This window comes from Acerihabitans sp. TG2 (assembly GCF_035013185.1).
GTDB lineage: Bacteria > Pseudomonadota > Gammaproteobacteria > Enterobacterales > Enterobacteriaceae > Acerihabitans.
Map to the genome: position 1 here is coordinate 14,771 of NZ_JAYGJO010000025.1, position 15,348 is coordinate 30,118.

General features: G+C 52.3%; 18 protein-coding genes. 13 read left to right on the forward strand and 5 right to left on the reverse strand.

Annotated features, from left to right (window positions below; genetic code table 11):
• Positions 1–14: 14 nt before the first annotated feature.
• The 3 genes from fliZ to SJI19_RS18865 form a co-directional block, all read right to left on the reverse strand.
• Positions 15–524 carry a flagella biosynthesis regulatory protein FliZ gene (fliZ, locus tag SJI19_RS18855; RefSeq protein ID WP_323479808.1) on the reverse strand — a complete coding sequence of 170 codons (510 nt, stop codon included), beginning with the start codon at positions 522–524 and terminating at the stop codon, positions 15–17.
• Between the two features lie 61 nt (positions 525–585).
• On the reverse strand, positions 586–1,308 hold the full coding sequence (locus SJI19_RS18860; protein WP_323479873.1) for an RNA polymerase sigma factor FliA: 723 nt from the start codon (positions 1,306–1,308) through the stop codon (positions 586–588).
• 163 nt (positions 1,309–1,471) lie between these two features.
• Positions 1,472–2,842: a flagellin gene (locus tag SJI19_RS18865; protein ID WP_323479809.1), complete on the reverse strand. Its 1,371-nt coding sequence runs from the start codon at positions 2,840–2,842 to the stop codon at positions 1,472–1,474.
• A gap of 279 nt (positions 2,843–3,121) precedes the next feature.
• Between SJI19_RS18865 and fliD the strand changes: the two genes are divergently transcribed.
• The 4 genes from fliD (at position 3,122) to SJI19_RS18885 (ending at position 5,916) form a co-directional block, all read left to right on the forward strand.
• Complete coding sequence (gene fliD, locus SJI19_RS18870) at positions 3,122–4,567, forward strand: flagellar filament capping protein FliD (RefSeq protein WP_323479810.1); 1,446 nt, start codon at positions 3,122–3,124, stop codon at positions 4,565–4,567.
• 55 nt (positions 4,568–4,622) lie between these two features.
• Positions 4,623–5,012 (forward strand): flagellar export chaperone FliS, encoded by a 390-nt coding sequence (fliS, locus tag SJI19_RS18875; protein ID WP_323479811.1) that lies wholly within the window; start codon positions 4,623–4,625, stop codon positions 5,010–5,012.
• 138 nt (positions 5,013–5,150) lie between these two features.
• Entirely contained in the window at positions 5,151–5,534 is a 384-nt protein-coding gene (gene fliT, locus SJI19_RS18880; protein WP_323479812.1) for a flagellar protein FliT, read from the forward strand.
• A 220-nt stretch (positions 5,535–5,754) separates the two neighbouring features.
• Positions 5,755–5,916 (forward strand): YnfU family zinc-binding protein, encoded by a 162-nt coding sequence (locus SJI19_RS18885; protein WP_323479813.1) that lies wholly within the window; start codon positions 5,755–5,757, stop codon positions 5,914–5,916.
• A gap of 84 nt (positions 5,917–6,000) precedes the next feature.
• On the opposite strand, the gene SJI19_RS18890 is transcribed toward SJI19_RS18885, so the two are convergent.
• On the reverse strand, positions 6,001–6,204 hold the full coding sequence (locus tag SJI19_RS18890) for a hypothetical protein (RefSeq protein WP_323479814.1): 204 nt from the start codon (positions 6,202–6,204) through the stop codon (positions 6,001–6,003).
• A 497-nt stretch (positions 6,205–6,701) separates the two neighbouring features.
• Between SJI19_RS18890 and SJI19_RS18895 the strand changes: the two genes are divergently transcribed.
• Both SJI19_RS18895 and SJI19_RS18900 read left to right on the forward strand, forming a co-directional pair.
• A complete protein-coding gene (locus SJI19_RS18895; protein ID WP_323479815.1) occupies positions 6,702–6,983 on the forward strand; it encodes a type II toxin-antitoxin system RelE/ParE family toxin in 282 nt (93 codons plus the stop codon).
• A 12-nt stretch (positions 6,984–6,995) separates the two neighbouring features.
• Entirely contained in the window at positions 6,996–7,277 is a 282-nt protein-coding gene (locus tag SJI19_RS18900) for a HigA family addiction module antitoxin (protein ID WP_323479816.1), read from the forward strand.
• Positions 7,278–7,432: 155 nt separating this feature from the next.
• Here SJI19_RS18900 and fliE read toward each other — a convergent pair whose 3' ends face one another.
• A complete protein-coding gene (fliE, locus tag SJI19_RS18905) occupies positions 7,433–7,744 on the reverse strand; it encodes a flagellar hook-basal body complex protein FliE (RefSeq protein ID WP_323479874.1) in 312 nt (103 codons plus the stop codon).
• 233 nt (positions 7,745–7,977) lie between these two features.
• On the opposite strand from fliE, the gene fliF reads away from it, so the two are divergent.
• From fliF to fliL, 7 genes are all read left to right on the forward strand, one after another.
• Positions 7,978–9,702: a flagellar basal-body MS-ring/collar protein FliF gene (gene fliF / locus SJI19_RS18910; RefSeq protein WP_323479817.1), complete on the forward strand. Its 1,725-nt coding sequence runs from the start codon at positions 7,978–7,980 to the stop codon at positions 9,700–9,702.
• Positions 9,699–10,691, forward strand: a complete 993-nt coding sequence (gene fliG / locus SJI19_RS18915) for a flagellar motor switch protein FliG (protein WP_323479818.1) — start codon at positions 9,699–9,701, stop codon at positions 10,689–10,691. Before fliF ends, fliG begins: the two co-directional genes overlap by 4 nt.
• Positions 10,684–11,373, forward strand: a complete 690-nt coding sequence (fliH, locus tag SJI19_RS18920) for a flagellar assembly protein FliH (RefSeq protein WP_323479819.1) — start codon at positions 10,684–10,686, stop codon at positions 11,371–11,373. Before fliG ends, fliH begins: the two co-directional genes overlap by 8 nt.
• Positions 11,373–12,740 carry a flagellar protein export ATPase FliI gene (fliI, locus tag SJI19_RS18925; protein WP_323479820.1) on the forward strand — a complete coding sequence of 456 codons (1,368 nt, stop codon included), beginning with the start codon at positions 11,373–11,375 and terminating at the stop codon, positions 12,738–12,740. Before fliH ends, fliI begins: the two co-directional genes overlap by 1 nt.
• A gap of 80 nt (positions 12,741–12,820) precedes the next feature.
• Positions 12,821–13,261, forward strand: coding sequence for a flagellar export protein FliJ (gene fliJ, locus SJI19_RS18930; protein ID WP_323479821.1), 441 nt, complete (start codon positions 12,821–12,823; stop codon positions 13,259–13,261).
• Positions 13,261–14,700: a flagellar hook-length control protein FliK gene (locus tag SJI19_RS18935; protein ID WP_323479822.1), complete on the forward strand. Its 1,440-nt coding sequence runs from the start codon at positions 13,261–13,263 to the stop codon at positions 14,698–14,700. The genes fliJ and SJI19_RS18935 overlap by 1 nt, the downstream gene beginning before the upstream one ends.
• 156 nt (positions 14,701–14,856) lie before the next feature.
• Positions 14,857–15,345, forward strand: a complete 489-nt coding sequence (gene fliL / locus SJI19_RS18940; protein WP_323479823.1) for a flagellar basal body-associated protein FliL — start codon at positions 14,857–14,859, stop codon at positions 15,343–15,345.
• Positions 15,346–15,348: the final 3 nt, after the last annotated feature.

Sequence of the window (15,348 nt, forward strand, 5' to 3'; positions counted from 1 at the left end):
AGAACTAAAACGTACTAGAAATTACGTTGCCAATTCAGGTACTGATCATATTTACGCAGCGCTATGCGGTAATTACTCCGTCCAGCGTCGGGGACATCCTCAATTAACGATAACGAACCACTCGGCTGTGAAAATTTATCATGCGGGTAGTTACAGGTCGCCAATATTTCATCCAGCCGCCTCAACCGCACCACATATTCCCGAATAGTACTATGGCTCATTGCCGTTTGTTCAAATAGATATTGCTTGAACGCTTTAATATCAAAATAGTTGGTCGCACTATCACAAGATATGACACTGCAAAACCGACACAGGGCGGTCAGCTCTTGACTAAGTGTGAGCCACACAGCATCGTCCACCAGTTGGTCCATGCCGGCAATGGCTTCTTTGTTGATAATCTGTCCGCGAAATACCAGCGTCATTCTGTCCAGTGGCTTACCGCATTGGCAGCAGTGGGTCTGAGTATGTTTAAAATCTTTGAGATAACGGCTCAGAGGCCGTTTCTTTTCCACTTTGGCTAACATGTCGTTTTCCCTAGTGCTAACGATGTGCTTAAGAAAATACGTCTCCACTTATTCTAACGCCTTAGAGATCGTTATTTAATCGAGCACGCAAGCGTTTAATTGCCTGGCTGTGCAACTGACTAACCCTAGATTCACCGACTTCCAGCACGGCACCGATTTCTTTCAGGTTCAGTTCTTCTTGATAATACAAAACCAGAACCATCTTTTCCCTTTCCGGCAGTGCGTCAATTGCGTCGATTACCCGTTCACGAAGTTTGCCCTCCATTAATAAATAAAGGGGGTTAGATTCTTCATGTCCCGGCATAAGGTTATCGGCACTATCGCCATGATCTTCACACCATTCGTCATAAGAAAATAACTGACTGTTATTAGTATCGAATAATATCTGCCGATACTCTTCCAGGCTGATATCCAGCGTCTGGGCCACTTCCTGTTCGGTCGCACTGCGGCCGAGCTGTTGTTCAGTCCGGTGAATAGCCTGCGCCACTTCGCGCCCATGGCGTCGCACGCTTCTGGGTACCCAGTCGCGGCTGCGCAGTTCATCAAGCATCGCACCACGTATGCGTTGTACCGCATAGGTGGTAAACGCCGTGCCCTGCAATGAGTCATAACGTTCCACCGCGCTCAGCAGGCCGATCCCCCCCGCCTGCAGTAAATCATCTAATTCTACGCTGGCAGGCAGACGAACCTGTAGCCGCAAGGCCTCGTGACGGACCAAAGGAATATAGCGTTGCCATAGGGACTGTTTATCTATTACGCCCGTGGCTGTATACAGATCGTTCACCATGACCACCTTACTTTGACCGTTTTATCGCCGTTATTATCCGGTTAGCGGCGAAGATCAATCGCTGGAATAGTCGTGTTATTACCCCTCTATTTGATAATGCCAGGCCAAAAAAAAAACCCCGCCGACGCGGGGTTTTGTGCAGCATAACGTGAAAACTAACTTATTTCAGCAGGGACAATACGGTCTGCGGAACCTGGTTAGCCTGTGCCAGAACCGAGGTACCGGCCTGTTGCAGGATCTGCGCTTTGCTCATATTTGACACTTCCGTCGCGTAGTCAGCATCTTGAATACGGGATTGCGCTTCGCTCAGGTTGCTGGTGGTGCTGGTCAGGTTATTGATTGTAGAATCAAACCGGTTTTGCACCGCACCCAGGTTGGAACGCAGGGTGTCAACTGTGGCCAGTGCGGTATCCAGTTCTTTCAATGGGTTTTTGTCAGCGGCCTGAAGTTTTTTGCTGGAATCATAGCTAACAGCAGTAATGGTCTTGGTACCATCGGCAGCGGTGGCAGTGGAGACGTCAGCTGCGTAATATGCACCATTACTGCTATCTTTAACAAATGTATGTCCGTTCTTGTCCTGTACCAATGACATATTAGTATCGCTGTAGGTACTTGGCGTTGTCTTATTGTTGTCTGTAGCTACAGTAGAGACTTTCGCATCCACGCCAGCAGCAAAGACTGGTTGTGCCGTACCTGCGGCTGCGGCAGTCGTTTCGGCGCCAGCAGTTTCAGCTGTACCGCTAGCAATGGTATAAGTTTTGTTCCCATCAGTGTCTGTCGACAAATCTGCTTGGAAATAATGCACTCCTGCGGTGCTGTCAGTAATTTTGACGTAATAATTACCGCTAGTGCCGTCCTTTAGGACTGCTGGGTCTATGGTACCGCCGGTAGCCGCTGTGGTTGCTGCAGCATTACCACTTGAAACTATAGCCCCATTGTCTTTGGTGCTGCCGGTAACTTTCGTTGTTATTGCTGTGATATCACCAGCGTCACCTACCGGGCCGTTAACATTAAAAGTATTCAGTTTCAAAGTACCGGAATCGATTTGTTTCAAATTAATATCGATGGTTTCGCCATCGTTGGAACCCACCTGAATCGACAGGTTCTTATCGGAGCTCAATACTTTCACGCCGTTGAAGTCGGTTTGTTTGGAGATACGGTCAACTTCAGACAGACGTTGGGTAACTTCGTCCTGTATGGACTGCAGGTCACTGGCGGAGTTGGTGCCGGTCTGCGACTGCACGGTTAGGGTACGAATCGCCTGCAAGTTGGTATTGATTTCGTTCAGCGCGCCTTCAGTGGTCTGCGCCAGGGAGATACCGTCGTTAGCATTACGTGATGCTTGGGTTAACCCGTTAATGTTGGAGGTGAAACGGTTGGAAATCGCTTGACCGGCGGCATCATCTTTTGCACTGTTAATACGCAGGCCAGATGATAGGCGTTCGATAGCGGTGCTCAGTGAAGCCTGAGATTTGTTCAGATTGTTCTGAGCCAGCAGGGAAATGCTGTTAGTATTGATAACTTGAGCCATGGTAATGTTCCTTATAAAGCATCGGGACTGAGTAAAATAATTCGGACATTTAACTGGGAAGCGTTGAATGACCGTCCCCCTAGGTATCGGCTAGGCCCGGACAACCTTTAATGAAAAAATCAAAATTCGATCGCATTGTCAGCCTTAAGGGGCCAATAGCGGGAATTACCCCCATGAACGCGCCCTTTCCTCCCTATCGCGGTAAAAATATTAAGGTAAACTTCTTCGCATTGGTGCCGATAACCGAATGGCTTATCGCGCATCAGGAGAGGATTAATCATGACAACTGCAATCAGTTCATTAGGTGTTGGGTCGGGTCTGGATCTCGGTGGATTACTTGATACCCTGCAAGCCAGCGAAGAAAAACGGCTCACGCCCATTACCACCAAACAGACCAGTTATAATGCCAAGTTGACCGCTTATGGCACGTTGACCAGCGCGCTATCGACTTTTAGTACCGCCTCTAAAGCGTTAACCGACCCGACGCTTTATACCGAAAAGGTGGCCAGTACCAACGACGGATTTACCACTAAGGTTGGCACCAATGCCACCAGCGGTAGTTACAGTATTTCCGTACAGCAATTGGCGGCGGCGCAGTCATTATCGTCGAGCCATGTTTTTACCGATACCTCTACCCCGGTGCTCGATTCCACGACCAGCAACAGCACCGCGCAGTCACTGAGCATTCAGGTGGGTACCGCCACGGCGGTAAAAATTCCGCTGACCGCAGCGCAAACCAGCCTGACCGGTATGCGCGACGCCATTAATGGTGCCAATGCCGGCGTGACCGCCAGCCTGGTTCAGACCGGGGACAAAGCCTATCAATTGATAGTGACCTCCAATACCAGCGGTACCTCCTCGGGCATCACCATGGGTGTCACCACCGACGGCACCGGTGCCGGAGATACCACCCTCCAACAGATGCTAAGTTATGACGGTACCACCACCACTACCGGCATGACGCAAACCGTCGAACCGTTGGATGCGAAGTTGACTTTTAACGGTGTGGCGATCACCCGCAGCAGCAATACCATCGATGATGTGCCGCAGGGTGTCACGCTGACCCTGACCGCGCCCACAACCACCACACAAAATTTAACGGTGCGTCAAAGCGTTACCGATTCCACGAAAGCAGTGGAGGACTGGGTCAGTGCCTATAATACCCTGCTGAGCACCTTCAACTCGCTGAGTCAGTTCACCGTAGTGGCCGCTGGGGCAAGTCAGTCGACGACCAATGGCGCATTGGTGGGAGATAGCGTATTAAGTTCGGTTAAAAACCAGATTCAAACCGCCATCAGTTCCGCACAAAGCAGCTCGTCCATTAGGGTATTGAATCAAGTTGGCATTACGCTGAACAAAGACGGAACCTTGGCCACCGATGAAACCAAGTTAGTCAAAAACCTGGCGGACAATACCGCTGCCGTCTCGGCGTTTTTTGTCGGTAACGGCTCTACTACCGGGTTGGCCAGTCAGATGGTCTCCATTGCCGACACCTTTACCTCAAGCACGGGCGTCATTACCGGTGCCACCAACAGTATTAACACTGTACTAACCGGGTTGACCAAACAGGCTACGCAGGTACAAAGCAGTATCGACGCCAATATTGCCCGTTATAAAAAACAATTTACTCAACTGGATGTATTGGTGGAAACGTTAAACAATACTAAGACCTTTCTGACACAACAGTTTAATACGATGAACAACACGTCCAGCTCGAGTTCATAGTTATAGCGCGACCCTTTGACAACCCGAACAATGCCAAAAAGAGAGAGTACCCCTTATGTACGGTTCACAAGCTTATGCCGTGGTCGGTCTGCAAAGCAGCGTGATGAGCGCCAGTCCACATAAACTGATCACCTTATTGTTTGACGGGGCGCTTAGCGCGCTGACCAAGGCTGATATTTTTTTGGAGCAGGGCAATATCGCCGCCAAGGGTAATGCGATATCCAAAGCCATCGACATCATTACTAACGGATTAAAAGTGGGTTTGGACATGGAAAAAGGCGGTGAGCTTAGCCATAATCTTTCTGAGCTGTATGATTATTTCTGCCGGCAATTAATTCTGGTTAATCTGCACAACGATCGCCCGCTACTCAAGCAGATTCGTGAGCTGCTAAGCGATATTGCCGACGCCTGGAAATCAATTTCACCGGATGCAGTTCAACCATAATCTGGCTAATCTTAAGCATATTTGTATGTTTGGTTTCTAATCACGATTATCGGTACACAATCAAACGTGTCCGATAAAAATAGCTAGAAAATGAACAAGATTAACCCACTTTTGATGTTTTATACTTTTAGGATAGCCATGATGGATGCTTGCCCTTCCCTTTTAGCCCATTATCAACACATTATCGCGCTTAGCGAAAATATGCTGTTGATGGCACGTCAGTCAGAGTGGGATGCTTTAGTTTATATTGAAGAAAAATATGTGCAGGCGGTGGCAAAGATCTCAGAGCTCAATGCCACCGTTGAACAGCCGCTGCCCGCTGTATTACAAGAAAAAATCACCTTGTTGTTACGTCAACTGTTAAACAATGAAGGTGAAGTTAATCAGCTGTTACAGTCGCGGATGACTGAGTTGCAACAGTTAATCGGCCAATCTAGCCGGCAACAGTCGTTGAATTCCACCTATCAAAAATTTGCTGACCGGACATCGGTTCTGTCGGGCGAAATAAAAAGTACCGATTAAAGGGATGATAGCATATCGAGCATCCAGGCCGGCGCACCTTCTCCAGCCTTCAGGTTGGTTGCCAACGCTTGGGCCAAAATCGTACAGGTGGCGTGACGGCAAGGGCGTATGATTGCCGTTTATCCCTTGGATAACCGCCGCCGTTGCGCAAAAAGCACCGCGAGCTATCCCCCGCACTAAGTGGTATGATCAAACCTCTAGTACAACTGCGGCGGATGTTATGTCTCTATTTGATGCGCTAAAAATGTTCGGCAATACGTTGGTAAAAGTCAGTTGTCCGGAATGCAAACATGTATTCCAACAACCCGCAGAGAAAATACGTAAAAATACCACCTTGGTTTGTCCAAAATGCGGTCATTATTTTTTACCGAAAGATAAATAATCGTAGCTACCACCACACCTTCAACCAACCATTTACGCTCTGCCAGCGGGCGCCAGCCTCTTTCGCAATAAACATCATCCACTGTTATAGTGACAATAACCGCACAGCCAAAGCCAGATAACATCGTTGGATTTCATCCGGTTCGGTTTCTTGCCGCTGGCGCAGAGAACTTACAATCGTCGGCTGCTGTATGATTTTGCCATGCTTATGCAGATCAAGAATAACTTGACCGACAAGCTGGCTGATAATTTCCGCAGCCGGCCGTTCGGGTACATCGACAGAGTGCATAACGCCCCCTCCCCCAACCTTGACACAATAATAAGAACTATTATGTTGCCGGTATATGTCAGAAATATGACTTGGTGTAGGGTGAAAAGACACCAGCGTGGTTATTTTTCCGCTACCGTGTCGGCGTTTGCCTCGATAAACTGGCTTACCGACATCAGTCGGATAAAATGCGACAACAGCAAATCGGCGTCGGACTGCAGAATTATTACGGTTTAAAACTGCCGAACCTATCACAGCAGTAAAAAAGCAAAACGGTGAAGATAAAACCACTTCAGCTGGCGTGAATGAGGGGGTAGTGATGCGGGTCAAATTCGATTGGCATATGTTCCTATTGGGTGTATTCACGCTGTGCGTTCTGATTGCTCTAGCCGTAGGGTGACCCTCGCAGTGTCCCGCACGACAAAAAGCCCCAGCATGCTGCTTTTGAAATCCCAAAAATATTGACCAACATATTGATATGTGTATACTGTGACTATACAGTATACATGGTGGTTAGTATGATTAAGAGTTTCCGGCATAAAGGACTAGAGAAATTTTTTGCTACTGGAAAAACTACCGGGATCCAAGCGAAACATACCGTAAAGCTACAAATCCAATTAACTGCACTAAACGCCGCCAGACGCCCCGAGGATATGAATGCGCCTGGTTGGAAGTTGCACCCACTGAAAGGCGCTGATCTTGCTGGACATTGGGCGATATCCGTTAATGGCAACTGGCGACTTACGTTTAGATTTGACGCAGAGGACGTTATCCTCGTTGATTATCAAGACTATCATTAAGGAAGGATCATCATGGTCAGAATGCATAACCCAGCACACCCAGGCCTGGTTTTACGCGAATATCTTGGTGATGTTTCTGTCACTGAGGCGGCAAAAGCGTTGGGCGTTACCCGTGTTACATTGTCGCGGATACTCAACGGCAGTACAGGAATTTCCGCTGATATGGCGTTACGTTTAGAGGCGGCGCTTGATACCAGCGCAGAAATGTGGACGAGCATGCAGTCACAATATGAGCTTTGGATCGCTTCTCAGACTGAGCGGCCAGCTATCAAACATCTTTTGGCGCAGACATAACCTGCAGCAATCAGCATGACCCGCGCGCTTTTGCTGAGCACGATCTTAAAAGTGCTCGATTTTTAATTTGGATCAACAGCGAAACGAATGGGCGAGATAAAACCTGGCCTGTTCGGCAAGGTTTTATAAGTTGATAGTGTGTTTTAACACCACCACTACACCGACATGTTCATGACCGCTTGATAAGCCGCTACCATTTTATTGCGAACCTGTACTCCGGTTTGCAATGAAATTGCCGATTTTTGTATATCGACCATTACATCATTTAATCCCAGCGACGACGTGCCGGTGGCCAGTGCTTGCGATTTTGCACGGGATTGGTTTTGCGTATCGCTGATTTTATCCAGCGCCGCGCTAAATAACGTTGAGAAATCATCACCCGCAACCGGGCTTGCTTTGGCACCACTTGCTGCCAGGGACATGTTTTGCAACTGCTGCAGCGCGGATTCAATACCCACAATAGCCATCATCCTGCCTCTACTTTTTTACGAGGCTGCCACCTTAACAGAACCTTACCTTAGCTAAGGCGCTAAATAACGCCAAAAAACCCGGCTATTTCACCCATCGATTTACTCTCTAAAGGCAAATAATGCACTCACATTTATAAGATGACCGCCGGCACGTTTATAAAACTCAGCAGGGAGTGTGTTTTGTTACCAGTAATTATACAACTCCGTTCGATAATAGACGGGATTACACGATGAGTACGGCTAAAAACGGTTCAGGCGTTCAGGGAAAGAATCTGTTTGCGCCGTTGCTCGAACGTTTGCGCATCCATCCTAAGGTTTTTGCCGCCATTGCCGCCGCGGCGACCATCGCTATTGTTGTGGTCTTGGCCTTATGGGCCAAAAGTCCCGATTACCGCGTGTTATATAGCAATATCAGCGATCGTGATGGCGGCGATATCGTCACGCAGCTCACGCAAATGAATATTCCCTTCCGTTTTGAGCAACAGGGTACGGCCATTTTGGTACCGGCGGATTCGGTACATGAAACCCGGCTCAAACTAGCAGCCTTAGGATTGCCAAAAGGCGGCGCGGTAGGTTTTGAACTGCTGGATCAAGAAAAATTCGGCATCAGCCAGTTCAGTGAACAGGTCAATTATCAGCGTGCGCTGGAAGGCGAACTGGCCCGCACCATTGAGACCTTGGGTCCGGTGCTGTCGGCGCGGGTGCATTTGGCTCAGCCGAAACCCTCGCTGTTTGTGCGGGAGCAAAAAAGCCCTTCCGCCTCGGTTACCCTGAATTTACAGCCGGGAAGAGCCTTGGACGACGGTCAGGTTAATGCCATCGTTTATATGGTATCGAGCAGCGTCGCCGGATTGCCGCCAGGCAACGTCACAGTACTCGATCAGCAGGGTCATCTGTTGACCCAAAGCGACAGTACGGGACGTGGGTTAAACGCCTCGCAACTGAAATTTACTAATGAACTGGAAAGCCGCTACCAACGACGGATTGAAACCATTCTGGCGCCGATGGTGGGCAGCGGCAATGTTCACGCGCAAGTTACCGCACAGATCGATTTTGATAGTCAGGAACGCACGGAAGAACAGTATAAACCCAACGCTGCCGAAGATGCCGCCGCCATCCGCTCCAAACAAGTCACACAAAGCGAGCAGCTTGGCGCATCCTCGCAGGGTGGCGTGCCCGGCGCGCTGTCTAACCAACCTTCTGCGACCCCTACCGCCCCGATTAACCGTGCCGCCCCGGCCACCCCGGCCGCAGGCCAGGGTACGGCGGCCAATGCGCAGTCAGGACAAAATGCGCCGGCCACCGCCGGTGCGCAAACCGGAACACAGAAATCGACGCCATCCAATACGCGTCATGAAGAAACCATCAATTATGAACTTGATCATACTGTTCGCCATGTCAAGCGCAGCGAAGGCAACCTGGAGCGCCTGTCGGTCGCGGTGGTAGTGAACTATGCACCGGGCGAGAAAGGAAAAGCGCCAGTGCCGTTATCGGCAGAACAGCTTAAGCAGATCGATGACATTACCCGTGAGGCGATGGGCTTCTCAACCGAACGCGGCGATAGCCTTAATGTGGTGAATACCGAGTTTGTGCAGACCGACGATCTTGGCGGCGCCCTGCCATTCTGGCAACAAGCCTTCTTCATTAATGGCTTGATAAGCGCCGGGCGTTGGCTGCTGGTGCTGTTAGTGGCCTGGATACTGTGGCGCAAAGTTGTCAAACCGCTGATGCCGTCGAGAACCTCCGCGGCGGTTGCCCCTGCCGCCCCGCCGACGGCAGCGCGCACCGTTGACGATGGCGTAGCAAAACAAACCAAAGATCAGCAAGAAGAGAAAAAACGTTCGCAGCAGCGTGAGAATACCGAAACCCGCGTCCAACGCGTTCGCGAGATGACGGATCAAGATCCGCAGATCGTGGCGTTGGTTATTCGCCAATGGATGAGCACTGAACAATGAGTATGACCGGAACCGAAAAAAGCGCCATTCTGCTAATGACCTTAGGTGAAGACCGCGCGGCGGAAGTGTTTAAACATCTGTCCTCACGGGAAGTACAGCAGTTGAGTACCTCTATGGCCAGTATGCGTCAAACCTCGCAGGCCGAGTTGCTAGAGGTGCTGCAGGAATTTGAAGATGAATCCGAACAGTATGCAGCGCTGAGCATAAACGCGCCGGACTTCCTGCGCTCGGTGTTGATCAAGGCCCTCGGAGAGGAGCGCGCCTCCAGTTTGTTGGAAGACATTTTGGAAACCCGCGAAGCCACCACCGGCATGGATACCCTCAACTTTATGGAACCGGTGGTCGCAGCCGATCTTATCCGCGACGAGCATCCACAAATTATCGCCACGATTCTGGTGCATCTGCGCCGCAGTCAGGCTGCCGACATCCTGGCACTATTTGATGAAAAAATGCGCAACGACGTGATGTTGCGTATCGCCACCTTTGGTGGTGTACAGCCCGCCGCTCTGGCGGAGCTTACCGAAGTGCTGAACGGCCTGCTGGATGGGCAGAACCTCAAACGCAGCAAGATGGGCGGCGTGCGCACCGCAGCGGAAATCATCAATCTGCTCAAGACCCAACAAGAAGAGTCGGTTATCAGCGCGGTACAGGACTTTGACCGTGAGTTGGCGCAAAAAATTATCGACGAAATGTTCTTGTTCGAAAACCTGGTGGAGGTGGACGACCGCAGCATCCAGCGCTTGTTACAGGAAGTGGAATCGGAGTCTTTGCTGATCTCGCTGAAAAATGCCGCCGAACCATTACGCGAAAAATTCCTCAGCAATATGCCGCAGCGCGCAGCGGAAATCCTACGCGACGATTTGGCTTCCCGCGGGCCGGTGCGTATGTCGCAGGTAGAAAACGAACAGAAGGCCATTTTGCTGATTGTCCGTCGTCTGGCGGAATCTGGCGAAATCGCCATCGGTGGAGGCGAGGATACGTATGTCTGATGCATTTAACCAATTGCCATGGCGCCCCTGGGCCTTAAACGACCTGGCCCGTAAAGCGCCGCCACTGGCCTTGCCGTCCTTAGCCGGTGAAACCGAAGATCGGATCATGGTGCGCCAGGCAGCCCTGGAGGAAGCACACAATAAAGCGCTGCAAGAGGCCAAGCGCAACGGGTTTGCTGAAGGTCATACCCAAGGACAGCAAGAAGGCTATCAGGCCGGGTTGCTGCTTGGACAGGAGGAAGGCCGGCGGCAAATACAGCTGGAGCAGCAGCCCGTGGTTGCCCAGTTGCAAATGCTGGTCAGCGAATTTCAACATTCGCTGGATGCGCTCGATAGCGTGGTCACTGAACGGCTGGCGCAGTTGGCGCTTTCGGCCGCCAAGCTGGTGCTGGGACAAACCAGCGATGAAGGTAACAATGCCATGCTGCAGCAAATTCAACAATTTTTGCAGCAAGAGCCAACGTTTACCGGCAAACCTCAGTTGCGGGTGCATCCCTCATTATTGCCGCTAGTGGAACAGCATTTAGGGGCAACCCTGAGTCTTCAAGGCTGGCGCCTGATCGCCGATGCCGATCTGCACCCCGGCGGTTGCAAAGTGTCCGCGCCGGAAGGCAGCCTGGATGCCAGTCTGGCCACCCGCTGGCATGAGTTATGCCGCTTAGCCGCCCCAGGTGAGCTGTAATGTCCGCCCGCCTCGGTCGCTGGCTCAATACCCTTGATTCGCTAGAGCAACGCCTGGCGGCCACGCCCATGGTGCGACGTTATGGTCGCCTTACCCGTGCCACTGGCCTGATCCTTGAAGCAACCGGGCTTCAGTTACCCCTTGGCGCGTCTTGCCTTATAGAGCGGCAAAGCGGTGTCAACCTTGAGGAAATTGATTGTGAGGTGGTGGGGTTTAACGGCGACAAATTGTTTTTGATGCCACTTGAGGAAGTGGAAGGCATCGTACCGGGCGCACGTGTGTATGCTCGCATGCGCCCCGATGGCCAGTCCGGTAAACAGCTGCCCTTGGGGCCGGAACTGTTAGGACGGGTACTCGACGGTGCTGGTCGGCCGTTGGATGGGCGCCCGGCGCCCGATACCGGGTTTAGCGCACCACTGATCACCGCGCCGGTGAATCCGCTGCAGCGCACGCCGATCACCCAGGTTTTGGACGTTGGGGTGCGCGCCATTAATGCACTATTAACCGTCGGCCGAGGCCAGCGTATGGGACTTTTTGCCGGTTCAGGGGTCGGTAAAAGCGTGCTGCTGGGCATGATGGCGCGTTATACCCAGGCAGAGATCATTGTGGTGGGGTTGATTGGCGAACGTGGCCGTGAAGTGAAGGATTTTATCGATAATATTCTCGGCAGCGACGGCCTGGCCCGTTCGGTGGTGGTTGCTGCCCCGGCGGATGTGTCGCCGCTGCTTAGATTGCAGGGTGCCGCCTATGCAACACGGATCGCCGAAGATTTTCGCGATCGGGGTTGCCACGTGCTGCTGATCATGGACTCTCTGACCCGCTATGCCATGGCGCAGCGGGAGATCGCACTGGCGGTTGGGGAGCCTCCGGCCACCAAAGGGTATCCGCCTTCGGTGTTTGCCCGCCTTCCCGCGCTGGTGGAACGCGCCGGCAACGGCACCAGCGGCGGCGGGTCCATTACCGCTTTTTATACCGTGTTGACTGAAGGGGACGATCAGCAAGACCCCATCGCTGACGCTGCACGCGCCATTCTCGACGGACATGTGGTGCTCTCGCGTCAGTTGGCCGAGTCCGGCCATTATCCGGCCATCGATATCGAAGCCTCGATTAGCCGCGCCATGACCGCGCTGGTCACACCAGAGCAAGAGGCACAGGTGCGCTTACTCAAACAACTGCTGTCACGTTATCAACGTAACCGGGATTTGATTAGCGTGGGTGCCTACGCCGCCGGCAGCGATCCACAGTTGGATCAAGCCATTGCTTTATACCCGTCCATGGAAGCATTCCTACAACAAAGGATGGACGAACGCTGCGATTATTTGCAGGCCTGTGAACGCTTACAGGCGCTTTTTGTACATACCCCATAACTTGCGAATCGCAGCCAATGCAGCTGCAGCGCGAAAGAAGAAAGGTATAGGCATTGTTTTACGGCAGTTAACGAGGTCAGATGAAAAGAGAAACACCGCTGGATATCCTACGCGGACGGGCTAAAGAAGATATGGAACAGGCGGCGATCCGTCTGGGACAGATTCGCCAATCTCATCAATTGGCTCGTCAACAGCTCGAACAACTGCTGACGTATGAAACGGAATACCGGCAGAAATTACAGCAAAGCATGACCGACGGCATGCCCTCTTCCAGTTGGTATAACTACCAGCAATTTATTATTACGCTCGAGACCGCCATCGAACAGCATCGCACGCTATTGGCACAATGGGTCCAGCGGTTACAACAAGCGATGCAAAACTGGCAGAATAAGCAGCAGCGCCTAAACTCGTTTGTTACGCTGCAAACCCGTGGTGCACGGGTATTGCAGTTGAAAGCCAATCGACTAGACCAAAAAAGCATGGATGAATTCGCCCAGCGGGCCGCTATGAGGAAACAGTAATGTTGATACCGTCTAACGTAGGCCAAACCCACTCAAGCAGCGCCGCTGGAAGTCACGGCAGTAAAGCGCAAACGGATAATACCGAGCTTAATCAGGATTTCGGCAATCTGCTCAACGCCAAAGTTGGCGGTAGCACGCGCAACGCGTCTACTTCCGCTGGCGACGCGAAAGCCTCTTCTGCCAGCGCGGATTCGCCAAGCAAAACGGTGGTCGATGACGCCGCCCAAGGGCAGGATGACGATCATCTCACCGCCAACGTCACCCCTGACACAGAGGCGGCGATAGCGACACCGCCTACCCCCACCGATGGGGGGAAAACCGGGGTAAAAACCGCCACCCCATCAGCGGATGATACTGAGCCCGCACTGGACACGTCAGCGGCACAAGCGCTGATGGCCCTGCTGGCGCAAACCCAGCCCACACTCGCCTCAAACCGCGCCACCGGCACCCGTGCCGATGGCGCCACTACCGCTGGCGATAAGAATCAACTGGCCGGCGTTTACGCCGCCAACGGCGACCAGCGTCAGGTTGCCAACACTGATGCAACCACCGGCGACCAGTCGCTGAATGCCGCCGACAAGGCACTCACGGCGACGGCCAATGCCGCCGGTACCCTAGTCGACCAGGCCGCCCTGCTGAGCACCATCAAAGCACAGGGTAGCGATAAAACCACCACGAGTACCTTGGCGAGCACGGCACCTGCGGGGAAAACCCTCAAGAGTGGCGTATCAACCGAAAGCGACCAGCACCATAAGGCCGCCGATAGCAATGACTCGGCTCGTGCCGCCGCTGCAGTACAGGGACTCACCGCCGTGATCCGTCAGGACGCCGGCGAGGCTCAAGATGCCACCACCTTCTCGTTCGGATCGGGCGCGACGGTCTTGGACAAAAAAACCGCCGGGAACGTTGACGCGACCACCGCACCAACCTCACCTATCGCTACCCCGACGCTGAGCGCCGCTGGCAGTGCTGCCAACGCCACCCCGGCGCCGGCCGCCGCCCTGATCAGCGCCCAGTTGGGCAGCGACGAGTGGCAACAGGCCATCAGCCAGCAGGTGGTGATGTTTAGCCGCAATGGTCAGCAAAGCGCGGAGCTTCGCCTGCACCCCGACAATTTAGGCGCACTGCACATTAGTTTGCAGGTCGATAACAACCAGGCTCAGATCCATCTCGCATCCGGGCATAGCCACGTGCGCGCCGCACTGGAAGCCGCACTGCCGCATCTGCGTACTGCTCTGGCCGACAGTGGTATCACGCTGGGACAAAGCAGCGTTGGCAGCGACGCCACGCCCAACTGGAGCGGTAATGACGGCTCGGCCAACAACCAGAGTTCAGGACAACGCGCGTTTACCATGACGCACACCGTGACCGCTGCCGATAATGTCACCTCGGTCGCCAGCGCGAGTCGCAGCCTGTCCGGCATCGATACCTTTGTGTGACGACTAAAAAAACAAACGCGTAAGTTAATGCAAATTACCTCGTCTATTCGCCCTATTGAATAAGGCAATAGGCGGGATAATCCTCGTCAATCATCGGTATTTTTTTGGTTTACGCAATGGAAAGTGCCGTCATGCTTACAGGAATACCAAAACGTTATGTCTGAGAATGCGCTGTCTAAGCCTCGGAAAAAAAAGTCAAAATGGAAACTCATGGTGGTTCTGCTGGTGCTTATTTTGGCCGGCGGAGGGGGTGCGGGCTACTACTGGTGGCAACATCAATTACATAACAGCGCCTTGCATGCCGTTGTGGTACCGCCGCCGCCTATTCCTATTTTTTTGCCGCTTGACACCTTTACCGTTAACCTGATTAATCCGGCGAACGATCCCGACCGCGTACTCTATATCGGCATAACCCTGCGTTTGCCTGACGAAGAAACCCGTAAAATGCTGAATAACTTTTTGCCGTCAGTACGCAGCCGATTGCTATTATTACTTTCCCGGCAAGACGCGGGGACGTTATCTAACGAACAAGGTAAACAACAGTTGATTGAGCAAATCAAACAGGTGTTGAGTGAACCGCTGGTAGCCGGTCAACCGCGACCCGTTATTGACGACGTGCTGTTAACCGCTTTTATTTTGCGCTGATCC

Coding starts and splice junctions, on each gene's coding strand:
- fliJ (WP_323479821.1), top strand. CDS start 12,821: ATGAAAAGAGAAACACCGCTGGATATCCTACGCGGACGGGCTAAAGAA.
- SJI19_RS18865 (WP_323479809.1), bottom strand. CDS start 2,842: ATGGCTCAAGTTATCAATACTAACAGCATTTCCCTGCTGGCTCAGAAC.
- fliL (WP_323479823.1), top strand. CDS start 14,857: ATGTCTGAGAATGCGCTGTCTAAGCCTCGGAAAAAAAAGTCAAAATGG.
- fliI (WP_323479820.1), top strand. CDS start 11,373: ATGTCCGCCCGCCTCGGTCGCTGGCTCAATACCCTTGATTCGCTAGAG.
- SJI19_RS18900 (WP_323479816.1), top strand. CDS start 6,996: ATGGTCAGAATGCATAACCCAGCACACCCAGGCCTGGTTTTACGCGAA.
- fliE (WP_323479874.1), bottom strand. CDS start 7,744: ATGGCTATTGTGGGTATTGAATCCGCGCTGCAGCAGTTGCAAAACATG.
- fliT (WP_323479812.1), top strand. CDS start 5,151: ATGATGGATGCTTGCCCTTCCCTTTTAGCCCATTATCAACACATTATC.
- SJI19_RS18885 (WP_323479813.1), top strand. CDS start 5,755: ATGTCTCTATTTGATGCGCTAAAAATGTTCGGCAATACGTTGGTAAAA.
- SJI19_RS18895 (WP_323479815.1), top strand. CDS start 6,702: ATGATTAAGAGTTTCCGGCATAAAGGACTAGAGAAATTTTTTGCTACT.
- fliZ (WP_323479808.1), bottom strand. CDS start 524: ATGTTAGCCAAAGTGGAAAAGAAACGGCCTCTGAGCCGTTATCTCAAA.
- SJI19_RS18935 (WP_323479822.1), top strand. CDS start 13,261: ATGTTGATACCGTCTAACGTAGGCCAAACCCACTCAAGCAGCGCCGCT.
- fliF (WP_323479817.1), top strand. CDS start 7,978: ATGAGTACGGCTAAAAACGGTTCAGGCGTTCAGGGAAAGAATCTGTTT.
- fliH (WP_323479819.1), top strand. CDS start 10,684: ATGTCTGATGCATTTAACCAATTGCCATGGCGCCCCTGGGCCTTAAAC.
- fliG (WP_323479818.1), top strand. CDS start 9,699: ATGAGTATGACCGGAACCGAAAAAAGCGCCATTCTGCTAATGACCTTA.
- fliD (WP_323479810.1), top strand. CDS start 3,122: ATGACAACTGCAATCAGTTCATTAGGTGTTGGGTCGGGTCTGGATCTC.
- fliS (WP_323479811.1), top strand. CDS start 4,623: ATGTACGGTTCACAAGCTTATGCCGTGGTCGGTCTGCAAAGCAGCGTG.
- SJI19_RS18890 (WP_323479814.1), bottom strand. CDS start 6,204: ATGCACTCTGTCGATGTACCCGAACGGCCGGCTGCGGAAATTATCAGC.